Source organism: Micromonospora sp. AKA38 (assembly GCF_027925725.1).
Taxonomy (GTDB): domain Bacteria; phylum Actinomycetota; class Actinomycetes; order Mycobacteriales; family Micromonosporaceae; genus Micromonospora.
Genome location: NZ_BNEI01000005.1, coordinates 1,420,337 through 1,434,976, shown reverse-complemented (window position 1 = coordinate 1,434,976; position 14,640 = coordinate 1,420,337). Strand labels below are relative to the sequence as shown.

General features: G+C 74.5%; 19 protein-coding genes and 1 pseudogene. 10 read left to right on the top strand and 10 right to left on the bottom strand.

All coding sequences use genetic code 11. The annotated features are described in order from the left end of the window. Window positions 1-71 precede the first annotated feature (71 nt). The 3 genes from TPA0908_RS23225 to TPA0908_RS23215 all read right to left on the bottom strand — a co-directional run bounded on the left by TPA0908_RS23225 (window position 72) and on the right by TPA0908_RS23215 (window position 1,860). The gene (locus tag TPA0908_RS23225) at window positions 72-596 is read right to left on the bottom strand and encodes a DUF2087 domain-containing protein (protein WP_281941230.1); all 525 of its coding nucleotides are present in this window, start codon (window positions 594-596) and stop codon (window positions 72-74) included. Window positions 597-727: 131 nt separating this feature from the next. Continuing rightward, the gene (locus TPA0908_RS23220) at window positions 728-1,294 is read right to left on the bottom strand and encodes a cysteine hydrolase family protein (RefSeq protein ID WP_281941229.1); all 567 of its coding nucleotides are present in this window, start codon (window positions 1,292-1,294) and stop codon (window positions 728-730) included. A gap of 77 nt (window positions 1,295-1,371) precedes the next feature. Continuing rightward, entirely contained in the window at window positions 1,372-1,860 is a 489-nt protein-coding gene (locus TPA0908_RS23215) for a GNAT family N-acetyltransferase (protein WP_281941227.1), read from the bottom strand. A gap of 88 nt (window positions 1,861-1,948) precedes the next feature. Here TPA0908_RS23215 and TPA0908_RS23210 point away from each other — a divergent pair, with 88 nt between their 5' ends. From TPA0908_RS23210 to TPA0908_RS23195, 4 genes are all read left to right on the top strand, one after another. Further along, a complete protein-coding gene (locus TPA0908_RS23210; protein WP_281941225.1) occupies window positions 1,949-2,767 on the top strand; it encodes a TIGR04222 domain-containing membrane protein in 819 nt (272 codons plus the stop codon). Window positions 2,768-2,840: 73 nt separating this feature from the next. Beyond that, window positions 2,841-4,301 carry a hypothetical protein gene (locus TPA0908_RS23205; RefSeq protein ID WP_281941223.1) on the top strand — a complete coding sequence of 487 codons (1,461 nt, stop codon included), beginning with the start codon at window positions 2,841-2,843 and terminating at the stop codon, window positions 4,299-4,301. A 39-nt stretch (window positions 4,302-4,340) separates the two neighbouring features. Further along, window positions 4,341-4,649: a hypothetical protein gene (locus tag TPA0908_RS23200; RefSeq protein ID WP_281941221.1), complete on the top strand. Its 309-nt coding sequence runs from the start codon at window positions 4,341-4,343 to the stop codon at window positions 4,647-4,649. Window positions 4,650-4,749: 100 nt separating this feature from the next. Further along, on the top strand, window positions 4,750-5,208 hold the full coding sequence (locus TPA0908_RS23195; RefSeq protein ID WP_281941219.1) for an HNH endonuclease family protein: 459 nt from the start codon (window positions 4,750-4,752) through the stop codon (window positions 5,206-5,208). 15 nt (window positions 5,209-5,223) lie between these two features. Here TPA0908_RS23195 and TPA0908_RS23190 read toward each other — a convergent pair. Further along, window positions 5,224-5,433 (bottom strand): annotated as a pseudogene (locus TPA0908_RS23190) (NUDIX hydrolase); the annotation flags it as partial. Window positions 5,434-5,795: 362 nt separating this feature from the next. Between TPA0908_RS23190 and TPA0908_RS23185 the strand changes: the two are divergent. The 4 genes from TPA0908_RS23185 (at window position 5,796) to TPA0908_RS23170 (ending at window position 8,213) form a co-directional block, all read left to right on the top strand. Then, a complete protein-coding gene (locus TPA0908_RS23185; RefSeq protein WP_281941217.1) occupies window positions 5,796-6,335 on the top strand; it encodes a DUF1062 domain-containing protein in 540 nt (179 codons plus the stop codon). A gap of 85 nt (window positions 6,336-6,420) precedes the next feature. Further along, window positions 6,421-6,834 (top strand): nuclear transport factor 2 family protein, encoded by a 414-nt coding sequence (locus tag TPA0908_RS23180; protein WP_281941215.1) that lies wholly within the window; start codon window positions 6,421-6,423, stop codon window positions 6,832-6,834. Then, window positions 6,835-7,614, top strand: coding sequence for a class I SAM-dependent methyltransferase (locus tag TPA0908_RS23175; RefSeq protein WP_281941213.1), 780 nt, complete (start codon window positions 6,835-6,837; stop codon window positions 7,612-7,614). Window positions 7,615-7,646: 32 nt separating this feature from the next. Next, complete coding sequence (locus TPA0908_RS23170; RefSeq protein ID WP_281941211.1) at window positions 7,647-8,213, top strand: hypothetical protein; 567 nt, start codon at window positions 7,647-7,649, stop codon at window positions 8,211-8,213. 13 nt (window positions 8,214-8,226) lie between these two features. Here the strand turns inward: TPA0908_RS23170 and TPA0908_RS23165 are convergent, their stop codons facing one another. After that, the gene (locus tag TPA0908_RS23165; RefSeq protein ID WP_281941209.1) at window positions 8,227-9,108 is read right to left on the bottom strand and encodes an NAD(P)H-binding protein; all 882 of its coding nucleotides are present in this window, start codon (window positions 9,106-9,108) and stop codon (window positions 8,227-8,229) included. 63 nt (window positions 9,109-9,171) lie between these two features. Between TPA0908_RS23165 and TPA0908_RS23160 the strand changes: the two genes are divergently transcribed. Then, window positions 9,172-9,786: a TetR/AcrR family transcriptional regulator gene (locus TPA0908_RS23160; protein WP_281941206.1), complete on the top strand. Its 615-nt coding sequence runs from the start codon at window positions 9,172-9,174 to the stop codon at window positions 9,784-9,786. Window positions 9,787-9,898: 112 nt separating this feature from the next. On the opposite strand, the gene TPA0908_RS23155 is transcribed toward TPA0908_RS23160, so the two are convergent. Genes TPA0908_RS23155 through TPA0908_RS23145 form a run of 3 tightly spaced genes read right to left on the bottom strand, consistent with a single transcriptional unit; the run spans window position 9,899 to window position 11,427 of the window. Beyond that, window positions 9,899-10,558, bottom strand: a complete 660-nt coding sequence (locus TPA0908_RS23155) for a nucleotidyl transferase AbiEii/AbiGii toxin family protein (RefSeq protein WP_281941205.1) — start codon at window positions 10,556-10,558, stop codon at window positions 9,899-9,901. Further along, window positions 10,558-10,914, bottom strand: coding sequence for a hypothetical protein (locus tag TPA0908_RS23150; protein WP_281941204.1), 357 nt, complete (start codon window positions 10,912-10,914; stop codon window positions 10,558-10,560). The genes TPA0908_RS23155 and TPA0908_RS23150 overlap by 1 nt, the downstream gene beginning before the upstream one ends. Window positions 10,915-10,950: 36 nt before the next feature. Beyond that, window positions 10,951-11,427, bottom strand: coding sequence for a DnaJ family domain-containing protein (locus TPA0908_RS23145; protein WP_281941203.1), 477 nt, complete (start codon window positions 11,425-11,427; stop codon window positions 10,951-10,953). A 112-nt stretch (window positions 11,428-11,539) separates the two neighbouring features. Here TPA0908_RS23145 and TPA0908_RS23140 point away from each other — a divergent pair, with 112 nt between their 5' ends. Next, on the top strand, window positions 11,540-11,935 hold the full coding sequence (locus TPA0908_RS23140) for a YkvA family protein (RefSeq protein WP_281941201.1): 396 nt from the start codon (window positions 11,540-11,542) through the stop codon (window positions 11,933-11,935). Between the two features lie 4 nt (window positions 11,936-11,939). Here TPA0908_RS23140 and TPA0908_RS23135 read toward each other — a convergent pair whose 3' ends face one another. Next, entirely contained in the window at window positions 11,940-12,488 is a 549-nt protein-coding gene (locus TPA0908_RS23135; protein ID WP_281941200.1) for a GNAT family N-acetyltransferase, read from the bottom strand. A 49-nt stretch (window positions 12,489-12,537) separates the two neighbouring features. Continuing rightward, window positions 12,538-14,544: a beta-galactosidase gene (locus tag TPA0908_RS23130; RefSeq protein ID WP_281941198.1), complete on the bottom strand. Its 2,007-nt coding sequence runs from the start codon at window positions 14,542-14,544 to the stop codon at window positions 12,538-12,540. Between the last annotated feature and the right edge of the window lie 96 nt (window positions 14,545-14,640).

Here is a 14,640-nt window from a genome sequence, read left to right as displayed (position 1 = left end):
TTCTGTTTTAGCGCGGCGACACGCCGTCGTCAACCTCTGTCGGCCGCTCCCCCGAAAGGGCGCTCAGGCGCTCACGGCCCGGTCCGCCAGTAGACGCCCTGCTCGCGGGTGAGCAGCACGTCGTCGACGAGATAGCGGCGCAGCGTGACGTGGTCCGCCGCACCGCCCTCGCACCAGGGGCGCAGCGCCTCGTCCACCAGCCGCTCCGGGTAGCGCCGCCCGGGCTCGAAGGTGCGCTCGGTGATGTGCTCCAGCAGCACCCGGCGGCGACCCCGCTGCGCCGGCAGCCGGATCAGCGCGCCGTCGCGCAGGAACGTGCGCAGGACCGTCTTGCGCCGGTCGGCCGGCGGGAGCGCCGGCGACGACGCCCCGGCCCGGGCGAACTCGCGCAGCCGTTCACCGTCGACGCGCAGGCCGTCGGCGTCGGTCAGCACACCGGCGTCGGTGAGCCGGCGCACGGCGGTGGCGACGTCGCGGGCCGGCAGGCCGGTGCGCGTCACCACCGACGCGACGTCCCGGGCGCCGAGCACGATCGCGGCGAACACGGCCCGGCGACGCTCGTCGGCGAGCGCCCCCGCGAGAGCTTGAGCGGTCATGGCCGGCAGCCTGCCAGCAGCCACCGGGGACGGCCAGGCGTTTTCCCCGACCACACCGCGGGTGGGCGGTTCCGGACCGGCCGCGCCAGCGGCTCGACTGCCGGTCGGGGACCGGACGGCTCGGCTGCCGGTCAGGCCGGGACGGCGGCGGTGAAGTCGACGTCGGCGGTGTCGACCGTGCCGGCGCGGCGGCCCGGGGCGCGCTGGAAGCCCCAGTAGAGGTTGGTGTGCGCGATCACCTGCGCCGGCGGGGGCGCGCCGTAGGCCGACAGGTCCTCGGTGGTGTGGGCGTCGGCGACCAGCGTGGTGTCGTAGCCGCGGGTGAACGCGCCGTGCAGGGTGGAACGGACACAGGCGTCGGTCTGCGCGCCGGTCACGACGAGCCGCCCGACACCCCCGGCGGCGAGCACCTGCTCCAGGTCGGTGGCCTCGAACGAGTCGCCGTAGGCCTTGTGCACGAGCGGCTCGTCGTCGCGGCGCACCAGCTCCGGCACGATCCGCCACTGCTCACTGCCGGTGGGCAGCTCCTCGCTGTGATGCTGCACCCAGACCACCGGGACGCCGGCCGCGCGGGCGCGCTCGACCAGGGCGGCGATGTTCGCGACCACCCGGTCCCGGTCGTGGGCGCCGCGCACCACGCCGTTCTGCACGTCGACGACGAGCAGCGCGGTGTGCGGGCGGTCGGTGAGCGTGGTCATGACGAGGCTCCTTCGACGGCGGCGATCCCCGTCAACCTAACGACGGCCCCCGACACTTTCGCCGTACCGCGCGACGGTCACAGGAAGCGGTGCATGACGTGCAGGCCCACCCGGCCCAGGGTGGGATGGGTGAACGCCTCCGGCACGGTGCCGACCACCGTGAAGCCGAGCCGCCGGTAGAGCCGCACCGCCACGGTGTTGGTCTCCACCACGGCGTTGAACTGCATCGCGGCGAAACCGGCCCGACGGGCCCAGTCCAACGCCTCCTCGCACAGCGCCCGGCCCACGCCACGACCGCGTGCGTCCGCGGCCACCAGGAAACTCGCGGTCGCCACGTGCGCACCCGGGCCCGGCCGGTTGGCGCCCATCTTGGCGCTGCCGAGCACGACGCCGTCGTCGTCCACCGCCACCGAGGTACGCCCCGGCGGGCGTTCCACCCACACCTCGCGGGCCACCCCGGCCGACCAGGCCGGGTCGTAGGCGAACGTGTCCCCGGCGGTGATGACACACTCGACGATCGGCCAGACCTGGCCCCAGTCGGCGTCGACGTGCTCCCGGATGCGCATCGTCGGCACGCTAGCCCGCGACGTCACGCGCGGCCACCCGTTTCCACCCGCCCCCGCGCCGGATCACCGTACGGCCATACTTGTCGCCATGCTCTGGGGTGTCAGCGGACCGATCTTCCTCCTCGACTACCTGGGCGCGGTCGCCGTGGCCGTCGCGGTCGCCGTGGCGGTACGCGAGCTGACCGGCCGCCGGGCCCGGGGCGCGACACCCGACCGGGTCGAGTTGGCGTACCTCACCGACCGGGCGCTGCTGGCCTGCCAGGTGGGCGTGGCCGCGCTGCGCCGCGCCGGCGGGGTGACCGTCGGCGAACTCGCCACCCTGCACGCCGACGGTCCACCACCGTCCCGGCCGCCGGCCCTGGTCCGCGCCCTGCACACCGCGCTGCGCCGCCCGCAGACCTGGGCCGCCGTGCTGGCCGACCCCGACGTCGCGCGGGCGCTGCGCCGGATGGTCGGCCGGCTGGTCCGCGACGGCTGGCTGCTCACCCGCGCCCAACGCCGACGGGTCGCCCTGGGCACGCTGCCGCTGTTCCTGGTCGCCGCCGTCGGGGTGACCCGGCTGGTGGAGAGCGCGGTCGAGGGCCGCACCGCCGGCGGACCCGCCTCGGTCGCCGGGCTGCTGCTCTGCTGCCTGGCCACCGCGCTGGGCGGCTGGTGGCTGACCGAGGTGCCGGAGACCGGCGCCGCCGCACGGCGCCTGCTGCGCCTGCTGCGCCGCGAGCACGCCGACCTCGACCCCGAACGCCGTCCCACCTGGCAGGGCCGGGACACCGACGCGTTGCTCACCGCCATGGCGCTGTTCGGCCCGCGTCCGCTGCTCGCCGTCGACCCGGCCTTCGCCGTCCAGGTCGGCGTCGACCCGGAGCGGGGCCGCCCCCGACCGGAACGCCGCCCCGCCCGCCGCTGAGCGGCCCTCGACGGGCGACGCCGTCGCCGATGCGGCAGAGTGACCCCACGACCGCAGGGCAGGGAGGTGAGCCGTGGACGGAGTGGTGTTCCCCGCGACCGGCGACGGCCGGCGCAGCACGACCGCGCTGGGCCGCGCCGTGGTCGCCGACGCGCTACGCGCCGTCGACCCGGTCGGCGCCCGCTCCGCCGAGCACGAGACCGACTGGCGGCGCGGCTACCTCACCCACTTCCGCCGACTCGTCGAGGCCGGCCTGCTCTCCCGCGCCGCCGCGCTCACCGTCGCCCGTGACGGCCTCACCGCGCTGCACACCCGCATGCGGTACGCGCCGCCCGGCGGCGGCCCCGACGTCGCGCTCGACGCGGCGCTCACCTCGACCGGCCCGGAACCGCCGCTGCACACCGCCACGGTCACCGGCGCCGGGCCGGTGGAACGGGAACTGTCCGTGCCGTACCGGGGGCACCGCCTGCGTGGCGACGACCTGCGCCGCCGCCTCGACGCCTGGGTGGACGCGGGCGTGGTCGAACCGAGCTGCGCCGAGGCGGTCGGCGCGGTGCTCGCCAACCCCGACTGGCTGGACCTGCGCGACCAGCGGGTCGTGGTGCTCGGCGCGGGCGCGGAGATGGGCCCGCTGCCGTCGGTGCTGCGCTGGGGCGGCGACGTGGTCGCGGTCGACCTGCCCCGTCCGGAGATCTGGCGCCGGGTGCTGCGCACCGCGCGGCGTCACGGTGGCCGCCTGCACCTGCCGGTGCCGGCCGGCACCGGCGACGACGACGCCGCGCTGGCCGCCGCCGCCGGCGCGGACCTGCTGCACCGGCTGCCGCAGGCCGCCCGCTGGCTGGCCGGCATCGACGGCCGGCTGGTGCTCGGCAACTACGTCTACGCCGACGGCGCCACCAACGTCCGGGTGGCCACCGCCGTCGACGCGCTCACCGTCGAGCTGACCCGGCACCGCCCGGACGCGGCGCTGGCGTTCCTGGCCACCCCCACCGACGTGTACGCGGTGCCCGGCGACGCGGTCGACCACGCCGACCGCGGGTACGCCGCCCGCGGGCCGGCCCGCCGGTCCCTGCGGCTGATCTCCGGCGGCCGGCTGTTGCGCCGCAACTACCCGCCCGGCGCCGACCCGGGCGTCAACGACAGCCTGGTCCCCCAGCAGGGACCGAACTACGCGCTGGCCAAACGGCTGCAACGCTGGCGCGCGGCGGTGGCCCGTGACGCCGGCACCACGGTGTCGTTCACCGTCGCGCCGCCCACCCGCACCCGGTCGGTGCTGCGCAACCGCGCGCTCGCCGCCGCGTACGCCGGCGCGCACCGTTTCGGCGTCGAGGTGTTCGAGCCGGCCACCAGCAACACGCTGATGGCCGCGCTGCTCGTGCACGACCTGCGCACCGGCGGCGGGCCGACGCAGGAGCACCCGTGGCGGGACGAAGCGTACGCGGCGGCACACGGCGGGCTGTGGCGGATCCCGTACGCGCCGCGCAGCGCGCTCGGCCTGGCCGTGCTCCTCGGCCTCGGCGGGGCCCGCGCCTGAGGCGGGTTTCCTTGTCTTGGCCGCCGGGAAGGCTCCGGCATGGCCGAGACATTCGCGAGCGAAGACCTGAAGACGCTGCGGTCCATGGCGCGCGGGGCCGGGATCCCGGAGGCCGAGCGCCTGTCGCACGACGACCTGGTCGAGGTGTTGCGCCGGGCCGGCCTGGCCGACGGCACCTCGGACGACTGGCCGGACCAGCCGATCGAGGACCCGGCACACCTGGCCGGGCTGCCGCGAAGCTCGCTGCGGCAGGGCGACGAGAGCACCGGAGGCCGGGCCGCCGAGGAGGCGATCGGCGCCCGACCCGGTGAGTCCGGCACCGAGGTCGACGACCGCACGCAACGCTGACCACGTACGGCTGGGGGGCGCCGCCGGTCCGGCGGCGGCCCCACGTCTCGTCGCGGTGGGAGGTCCCGCCGCGACGATGCCGCCGGCCTATGCTCGCCGGATGCTGTCTGAGGTGACCGGACTGTCCCGACACTTCACCGAGGAGTCACTGCGGGCCCACCTGCTGGCGCGCTCGACCCGCACGCCCGGCGGCTGCCTGATCGTCCGCGGCTACGGCACCCGACGTGGGGTTCACCAGAAGGTGGCCGGCCGGGCGTGGGCGCACGTCGCCGCGTACGCGGTCTTCGTCGGCGGCTACCGGCCGGGTCTGGAGGTGCGGCACGACTGCGGCGTGCTCGACTGCATCGAGCCGACGCACCTGCGTCAGCTCAGCCGTGGCGACAACCGCCGCGCGCGGCGGCAGCAGCCGACCTGCCGCAACGGGCACGAGCGGGAGGTCGACCCCGGCACCGGTCGGTTCCGGAAGGTGTGCCGGCACTGCAACAGCGACGCCCAGCGGCGGTGGCGCGAGCGCCGCGCCGCCGAGGTGGCCGCCGCCCGAGCCGGTTACCGACCCTGAGCCGCGATCCGGTCGTCAGCGAAGCTGGTCGGCGCGGTGCAGGTGATCGAAGTCGCTCTGGTCGACCGGGGAGACGCGGTGCCGGTCGGCGTAGGTCAGCCAGGTGATCTCCTCGATCTCGTGGGCCGGCCGTAGGGCGCCCCGGTAGTCGCCGGTGTAGCAGCGCATCCGTACGACGGTGCCGCGTCCTTGCCGCGTGAGGTCCGGACCGGACGGTGCGCGGGCGATGACACCAGCTCGAAGCCTTACGCACAAGAACTGTCATTATGGTGCATGAACGTTTTGCGGCATTTGCCCAGCGGATTTACTGGTTTGTTGTAACCGGTAATCCTTTAATTAGCGGGATAACCGGTTGAGCCGCTCCTCCGTGTCTCCTAAGTTGCCTGGCACACCGAGGAGAGAGGACACGAGCCGCATGACCCCGCCCGCTCTCCGGATCTGACACGTTCCACCGCGCACCGGAACCCGACGCGTCCCGTCGGTTCCGCCGGGCTGCCCTCGCGCGCCCGGCCACGCGGCGTTCGAGGTCGCGGTGTCAGGTCCAGAGAGATCGGGTCTCGAAACTCATGTCCTCACCACCTCATATCGTGCTGCCCTGGGTCGTCCGCCGGACCAGGCTGCCGCTGCTGTCGCGGCGGTGCGTGGACTGCCCGTCGGAGTCCGCCACCACCGGCTACGGCCGGTTCCGGGTCAACGCCAACGGCAAGCTGTTGGACGTGTGGCTGCTGGTCCGGTGCGTGCGCTGCGACCGGACCAGCAAGCTCACCGTCCACGAACGGACGACGGTCGGCTCCCTCGATCCGGCCGAGCTGCACGGCTACCACACCAACGACGCGCGGCTGGTGGCGTCCACCCTGCTGGATCCGGCGTTCGCCCGGCGTAACCACGTCGTCCTCGACTGGACGGACGCGTGGCGGTTGGACGCCGTGCCGGTACCGCTCGGCGAGGCGTGGCCGATCCGGGTGGAGGTGGTGTTCCACGATCCGGTGCCGGTACGCCCGGACCGGCTCGTCGCCCGCGGGCTGGGCCTCAGCCGGGCCGAGGTCCGGCGCCGGGTCAAGTGCGACGTGCCCGAACGGCGGTCGAGGAACACCGTCTTCACGTTCACGCTGATGTCCGTGAACTGACGGGGACCGGTCGCGGCGGGCACCCGGCCCGCCGCGACCGGTACTACGGTGGCGGGGACAACGCCGATCCACTCCGGAGGCAGCGATGACGACATCGGCGCGTCAGGTCGTCGAGCGGGTACTGCGGGCCGGCCGCGAGCAGGACGTCGAGGCGTTCCTGGCGCTGATGGACCCGGCCGGGCACATCGAGTGGCCGTTCCGCCCCGCCGGCGTGCCCGGCCGGGTGCGGGGGCACGCCGAGATCCGCCGACACCTGACCGAGGCGGCCAACGCCCTGATCACCATCGACGAGCACCGCGACGTGGTGCTGCACGAGAGCACCGACCCCGAGGTGGTCATCGTGGAGTACGCGGCCCACGGCGCCGTCGTCGCCACCGGCGCGCCGTTCGAGCAGACCGTGATCGCGGTGTTCCGGGTCCGCGACGGCCTGGTCGTGTCCTACCGCGACTACATCGACCCGCTGCGCCTGCTCGCCGCGCTCGACGAGAGGAAACCCTGAATGCGGCAGCCCGACCACGCCCGGCACTCCTCGTCGTTCGGAGCCGCGGCCACCGCGTACGCCCAGCACCGCCCGGACTACGCGCAGGACGCGGTCCGGTGGGCGCTGGAGGCCGCTCCCGGCTCCCGGGTGCTCGACCTCGGGGCCGGCACCGGCAAGCTGACCGCCACGCTCCGGGCGGTCGGCGCCGACGTCACGGCCGTCGAGCCGGACCCGGCGATGCTGGCCGAGCTGCGCGGCGCGCTGCCGGATGTCCGCGCGCTGTCCGGCAGCGCCGAGGCGATCCCGCTGCCCGACGCGTCCGTCGACGCCGTGCTGGCCGGCAACGCCATGCACTGGTTCGACATGGCGGTGGCGGGCCCGGAGATCGCCCGGGTCCTCGCCCCCGGCGGCGTCCTGGCCGGCCTGTGGAACGTGCTTGACGACGAGGTCGACTGGGTCGCCGGCCTGGCCGAGGTCAGCGGCAGCGCCGTCGTCGGCCCTCGCGACACGCCCGCGAGCTGGCGGGTCGAGACGGCGCGGACGCACCTGCCGAAGAACGGCGCGCCGGCCCGCTTCGACGCGCCCGAGCAGGCCACGTTCCGGCACGGGCAGCAGCGCACCGCCGACTCGCTGACCGCGACGCTCGCCACCCGGGCGGGCCTGCTGGTGATGCCGGCGCCGCAGCGGCAGGCCACGCTCGACCGCATCCGGGCGTTCCTGGCCAGCCGGCCGGAGACCGCGCACGGCGAGTTCACGCTCCCGATGCGCACCTGCGTGCTGCGCGTCCGCCGACGGTGATGCCCCCCGAGGGACCCTCCCACAAGTCCGGGATGACCGGCGCGGACGTCCGCGCCGCCGCCGCCGCGATGACCGCCGTGCTGCTGCCGGCCGCCGGCCGGGACTGGACGGTACGCGCGGGCGACCTGGACTGGTCCTGCTGGACCACGACCGCGCACGTCGCGCACGACCTGGCCGGGTACGCCGGTCAGGTGGCCGGCCGCCCCACCGACGGCTACCTGCCGTTCGACCTGCGGGTCCACCCCGACGCGCCACCGGAGCGGGTGCTGACCGTGGCGACCGCCACCGCCGGGATGCTCGCCGCGCTGGTGGACACCGCCGACCCGGACGACCGGGGCTGGCACTGGGGGCCCTGCGACCCGGGCGGCTTCGCCGCGATGGGCGTGGCCGAGATCCTGCTGCACACCCATGACGTGACCCGTGGTCTCGACGTGCCCTGGTCACCGCCGGCCGGGCTGTGCGCCGGGGTGGTGCGTCGGCTGTTCCCCGACGCGCCCGCCGGTGCGCCGGCGCCGGTGCTGCTCTGGCTGACCGGCCGGGCCCCGCTGGGCGACCGGCCGCGCCGGACGTCGTGGACGTGGCGGGCCGCGCTCGGCTGAGGAGCAAGCTGGCTCAGGTCGCCGGATCGGCCGCTGCGGTGAACGCGGTGACATGGTCGGCGGCCCACTGACGGAACGTGCGCGCCGGCGTGCCGAGCAGGCGCGACACCGTGGTGGTGACGTGCGCCGGATGCCCCAGGGTGGCGCGCCACGCGGCCAGCAGCATGTCCACGGCGGGACGCGCGGCCTCCGGGGCCTGGCGACGGAACTCGTCGGGCGGCAGGTCCTCGAAGGCGATCGGCCGGCCCAGGGCGGCGCCGATGAGGCTGACCTGTTCGGCCTGGCTGAGCGACTCGGGGCCGGTCAGGACGTAGTCGCCGCCGGCGTGCCCGTTCTCGGACAGGACCCGCGCGACGACCGCGGCGACGTCCCGGTCGTCGACGGGGGCGGTCTGGGCCGCGCCGTACGGCCACCGGACCACCGCGTCGCGACGGATCGCCGGGGCCCACCAGTGCAGCGCGTTGGAGGCGAACATCCCCGGCCGGACGATCGTCGCGTCGAGACCGGTCGCCGCGATGAGCTGCTCGATGCGAGCGTGCAGCGTCGCCATCGGGTTCGGCTGCTGGAAGAACGGGTGCGGGGTGCGGTGGGGCGCGGACAGGTAGACGACCCGTCGCGGGTGGGCGGCCAGCCGGTCGACGACCGACGGCGCGGTGTGCGGCGGGGCGGTCCAGACCAGGAAGACGGCGCGGACGGCGGTCAGGGCCGCGTCGAGCGACGCGGGCACGGTGAGGTCACCGGTGACGACCTCGACGGCGGTGGGCAGGGTGGCCGCCGACTCGGGGCGGCGGACGAGGGCGCGGACCGGCACGCCCGCGTCGACCAGTTGATCGATCACGGCGCGCCCGATCCGGCCGGTCGCCCCGGTGACGAGCACCGCGTCTGTACGTTTCATGCCCACCATCGAACCGTTACCCGGTTAAAAACGCAACCAGGTAACACTTGTTACCCTGACGCGGTGAGTGAGCCGGGCGGGCTGCGGGCCCGCAAGAAGGCGCAGACCCGGGGCGCGATCGCCGACGCCGCGATCACGCTGTTCCTGGCGCGCGGGTTCGAGCAGGTGTCGGTGTCCGACATCGCGGCGACGGCCGAGGTGTCGAAACCGACCCTGTTCCGCTACTTCGCGACCAAGGAGGACCTGATCCTGCATCGGTTCGCCGACCACAACGGTGAGGCCGCACGCGTGGTACGCGACCGCCGGCCCGACGTCGCGCCGATGACGGCGCTGCGCCGGCACTTTCGGGCCGGCCTCGACCGCTTCGAGCCGGTGACCGGCCTCAACGATCATCCCCAGGTGGTGGCGTTCCACCGACTGGTGTTCAGCACGCCGAGCCTGGCCGGACGGCTCATGCAGTACCTGCACGACGACGAGGAGGCGCTGGCGGCGGCCCTCGGCCCGGGCCTCGGGCCCCGACTGCTGGCCGCCCAGGTGATCGCCGTGCACCGCGTGCTGGCGCGCAACAACTGGCAGAAGATCGCCGACGGGCGGACCGCGCACGAGGTCCACCCGGAGGCGGTCGTCGACGCGGACCGCGCCTTCGCCGGACTGGGCCGGGCGGCCGGCGACTCCTGACGCGTTCTGCGGCGACCTGCGGTCGGGCTCAGCGACGCCACCAGCGTCATCCCGGTGTGGTCGCGGCGGCTGAGGCGCCAAGGCCGGCCTCTGCCGATCGCTGGCAGTGCAGCTATCCTCGGGGCCAGTCGGTGAAGGCCGCGCGAACCTCGTTGATCTGCGCGGGTGCAAGGCGGTAGAGCACGAAGACGGTATCGGGTAGGCCGTCGAGCCGACGTATAGCGTCGTGAATTTCGTCGTCAGTGATGTCAGGGTCTGCTTTGCGGGCGAGCGCGATCAAATTCTGGCGGTCATAGCGGTCGAGAACTGCCGCGACGTCGATGTAATCGCGTGGCTGCGCTCGTGTGATCATGGCAGCCACCTTGGTGCCGACGACATCGTCGAGGTGGAGGACGGGTCCGATGTCGAGCACCACCGGGGTGCTGAACCGGGCGAAGCGGACGAGTTGCACGCGGACGGCTTGAGCGTCGCGGTGTACCTCGAACTCGACCATGTCCTGATCGAATCCGTAGAAGACCTCGTCGAGTTCGCTGGGATCACTCATGATCTCGACCTGGAGGCCCGCGTCGCACAAGGCGTCACGAACCAGTTCCGAGGCGGCGGTGACGCCGCCCTCGGTATCAGTGAAGAGATCGATGTCTTCGGTGGGCCGGGTTCCCAAGCCGTGGGCGATCAGCGCTTGACCCCCGGCGAGCGCGAAGCCGTGGCGAGCGGCCGTGGCGAGCGCAATGCGGGTGACCTCGTGCTGAAAGGGATCGGGAACATGCGGCATCAGGCGGCGATGCCCCGGACGCGAAGCACATGATGGCGTTCCTCCCAGGCGCGGCGGACGCCGCGAGGCAGGTGCAGCGTGGGCCAGATCCGCGTAAGGGTCGGCCCGTGCAACCAGCTCCGCAGTTCCTCGGGACGGACGGCCTCCGCCAGCACCGTCTCGTACATCCAGGCCAACAAGCCGGGCTTGTCGAGGTCGACGTGCCGGTCGGGCTGCCAGAACAGGCGGTGCGGCAGCTCAACGATCCCGGTGGTCGGTCCGTTCAGTTCACTCAGATCAGCCGCCACGATCGCCCGGCGTCCCGGGCGGGCCTCATAGGGTCTTCGCGATTTGCGAACGGAGCCGATCGGGTCCATGCCGTACAGAATAGTCGCTTTGACGTGCGGTCGGGCTCAGCGACGCCACCAACGCCACCGGCGGCGGGCGCGGGCCGCGGGCGGGGCGGGCGGCGCCGGCTCGACCGGCGTCGCGGTCACGACACGCTGCTGCCGGTCGGCCCGCCACTGCCGTACCGCCTCGTCGACGTTGACCGGCCGGACCACCACCCGAGGGCCGGTCGGGGCACGCAGCCAGGCCACCACCTCGGCGTTGAGCGCCGCCACGTACGAGCGGACCGCGTCCTCGGTGGGCAGGTCGCGCAGCTCGGCGGGAAGCTGTTCGACGCGACGGCGCAGTTGCAGCGGGGTGGGCAGCATCAGGTCGGACGGGATCTGCTCCCGCTCCATGAAGCTGCGGATCCACCAGCCCTCGTCGTAGGGCTGGTCGCGGCCCGGGATCGGTTTGCCGGCGCCCGGCAGGTTGTCGAACTCGCCGCGTTCCTGCGCCGAGCGGATCTGCGCCTCGACCGCGGCCTCCCAGCCTGTCGTCACCGCCGTCACCTCCCGCTCCCACCGTATCCGCCGGTTGCCGACCATGGTCAGCGTCGCGGCGCGCGGAAGTGTTCCCGGCGCGTAGTGTTCCGCCGACGGGAGGAGCGGCGACGTGCGTGACTGGCTGATCGGCCTCGGCGTGGCGACCGGATGCCTGGTCGCGAGCTGGGCGGTGCTGGTGCTGGCGGCCCGGCGGCTGCGACCCGGCCTGTTGCGTGACCTGGCCGCGTTCGTGCCCGACTGTCTGACCACGGTGCGGCGGCTGCGCCGGGACCCGCGCGTGCCGCGCCGGGCCCGGATCGCGATCGTCGTCGCCGGGGTGTGGCTGGCCAGCCCGATCGACCTGATCCCGGAGTTCCTGCCGGTGATCGGCCCGCTGGACGACATCGTCGTGGTGGCGCTCGCGTTGCGCTACGCCGGGCGGCAGGTGCCCCGGCAGGTGCTGCTCGACGCGTGGCCGGGCGAGCCGCGCCTGTTGCTGCGCCTGCTCGGCCCGGCCGCGCGGTGACGGCTCAGGGCAGCCGGCGTACGTGCCGGTGGCCGTCGCGGGGAAACGGCGGGCGGGCCGGCAGCACCTCGACGAAGGCGTACCCGCTCTTCTCCGCGACCCGGCAGGAGGCCGGGTTGTCGACCTGGTGCAGCAGTTCCAGGCGGGTCAGGCCGCCGGCGGCGAAGCGGGCGAACGCCCAGCCGGTGACCGCGTCGACGGCCCGCGGCGCGACGCCCCGGCCACGGGCCGGGGCCGCGGTCCAGTAGCCGACCTCGGCGGCCGGCCGCCCGGGCTGGACCTCCTTGAGCACCACGCAGGCCACCAGCCGCTCCCCCGACGGGGTGTCCTCCAGCACCGCGAAGCTGAACCGGCGCCCGGCGGCCCAGCCCTGCCGGGCCCGGCGCAGGAACGCGCGCGCCTCGGCGCGGGTGGTCACCGGGAAGCGGGTCCAGGCGCGCAGCACCGGGTCCCGGTAGGCCTCCAGCAGCGCGTCGGCGTCGCCGTCGCGCCACGGTCGCAGCAGCAGGCCGGGCGCGGTCGGGGTGGCGGCGGCGGACAGCACGACGGACATCGTCCGAGTGTCGCGCGTCACAGGGGGTGAACGCGAGGCCGGCACGCGGTCAGCGCGGCGGTTCGCGCAGCACCGCCACGCCGCCGGGCCCGACGGTCACGTGGTCGTCGACCGGCTCGCCGGTGAGCAGCTCGTGCCCGGCCGCGGGCACCCGCTGCGGGCGGTCGGTGTGGTTGAGCAGGAACAGCCAGCTCTGGTCGCCGTCGCGGCGGCGGACCGCCTCGACGCCGGGCGGCGCGGGGCAGGTCGGGGTGACGCCGGCGAGCCGGGCCGCCTCGACGAGCAGCCGGCGGTACGTGTCGTCGTCGGGCCGGGTGGAGACGTACCAGGTGCGGGCGGCGCCGACCCGGTGCCGGGTGACCGCCGGGCGGCCGTCCAGCACCCCACCGATGTACGCGGTGACCTGCTCCGCCCCGGCCAGGTGCACGGTCTCCGACCAGATCCGGCCGTACCCGCCGCTGGTCAGCGGCACCCGCTCGTCGTCGGCGAGCGGGTGGAACTCCTCCACCCGCACGCCGAGCAGGTCGCGGTAGGCGCCCGGGTAGCCGCCGAGGCGGACGCGGGCGTGTTCGTCGGCGACGCCGCTGAGCCAGGTGACCAGCAGGTGCCCGCCGGCGTGGACGTGTCGGCGTACCCAGTCGACGGTGGCGTCGGCGGCCAGGTAGAGCGCGGGCAGCACGAGCAGCCGGTGGCCGTCGAGCGGGTCGCCGGGCGTCACCAGGTCGGCGGTGAGGCCGGCGTGCCACAGCACCCGGTGCGCGGCGGCCACCTCGCCCGGGTGGTCGAGGCCGTCGCGGGGCATCCCCGGGTGGCGCAGCGCCCAGCCGCTGGCGGCGTCGTGGGCGATCGCCACGCGCGCCTCCACCTGCCCCGTCGCGGTGCCGGCGAGCCGGCCGAGCGCGGCGCCGAGGTCGGTGGCCTCCCGGAACACCCGGGTGTCCGCGCCGGCGTGCGACACCACCGCGGAGTGGAACCGTTCGGCGCCGCCGGCCGGGGCGCGCCACTGGAAGAACATCGCCCCGGCCGAGCCGCGGGCGACGTGCGCGAGGCTGTGCCGGGTCATCCGGCCCGGTTCCTTGGTGTGCATCCGCCCGGTGACGTGGATCTGGTTGGGTGCGCTCTCCATCAGCAGCCACGGCGCGGGGCGGCCGGCGCCGCGGCGGGCCCAGCCGCGGGCCAGGTCGGCGGCGAGCGCGGTCTGCTCCTCCGCGCCGCCGTCGATGCGGTCCGGGTAGTGGTCGACGGCCACCAGGTCCACCTCGCGCGCCCAGCGGGCGTGGTCGACCGGCACCCAGTCGCCGAGCACGTGGTTGGTGGTGACCGGCACCGCCGGGTTCGCCGCCCGCAGCAGGTCCCGCTGCTCGGTGTACGCCGACAGCAGCGTGTCCGACCAGAAGCGGCGGAAGTCGAGCAGTTGGCCGGGGTTGGCCAGGTACTGGGTGGCGCGGGGCACGCCGACCTGCGCCCAGTCGGAGTAGTGCTGCCCCCAGAAGCTGGTCACCCACGCGTCGTTGAGCGCGTCGAGGTCGGCGTACCGGCCGGTGAGCCAGCGGCGGAACGCCGTCTCGGCGTGGTCGCAGTGACAGGTGGTGCCGTACTCGTTGTGCACGTGCCACAGGGCCAGCGCCGGGTGGTGGGCGTACCGGGTGGCCAGCACGTCGGCGATGCTCCGGGCCGCGGCACGGTAGGCGGGCGCGGCGGCGCAGTAGGTGTCCCGGCTGCCGTGGTGCAGGCGGACGCCGTCGGCGGTGAGCGGCATCGCGTCCGGGTGACGCCGCGTGAACCAGGGTGGTGGGGAGGCGGTGGGGGTGGCCAGGGCGGCCCGGATGCCGGCGGCGTGCAGCAGGTCCAACACCTCGTCGAGCCAGTCGAGGGTGTAGTGGCCGGGGGCGGGTTCCAGGCGGGACCAGGCGAACACGCCCACGGTGACCAGGTTGACCCCGGCCGCGCGCATCAGGGCGACGTCCTCCGACCACACCGCCGGTGGCCACTGCTCCGGGTTCCAGTCTCCGCCGTAGCTCAGCCGACCGTCGCTCCACAACGCTTTAGTTGTCATCCCCGTCAAAGTAGAAAGAGGTGAGGATGAAAGTCAATGCGACAGATCATTGACAGTTAGTTGTGGTTCCCAAGAAACTTGCGGGGCCGCCCGTGT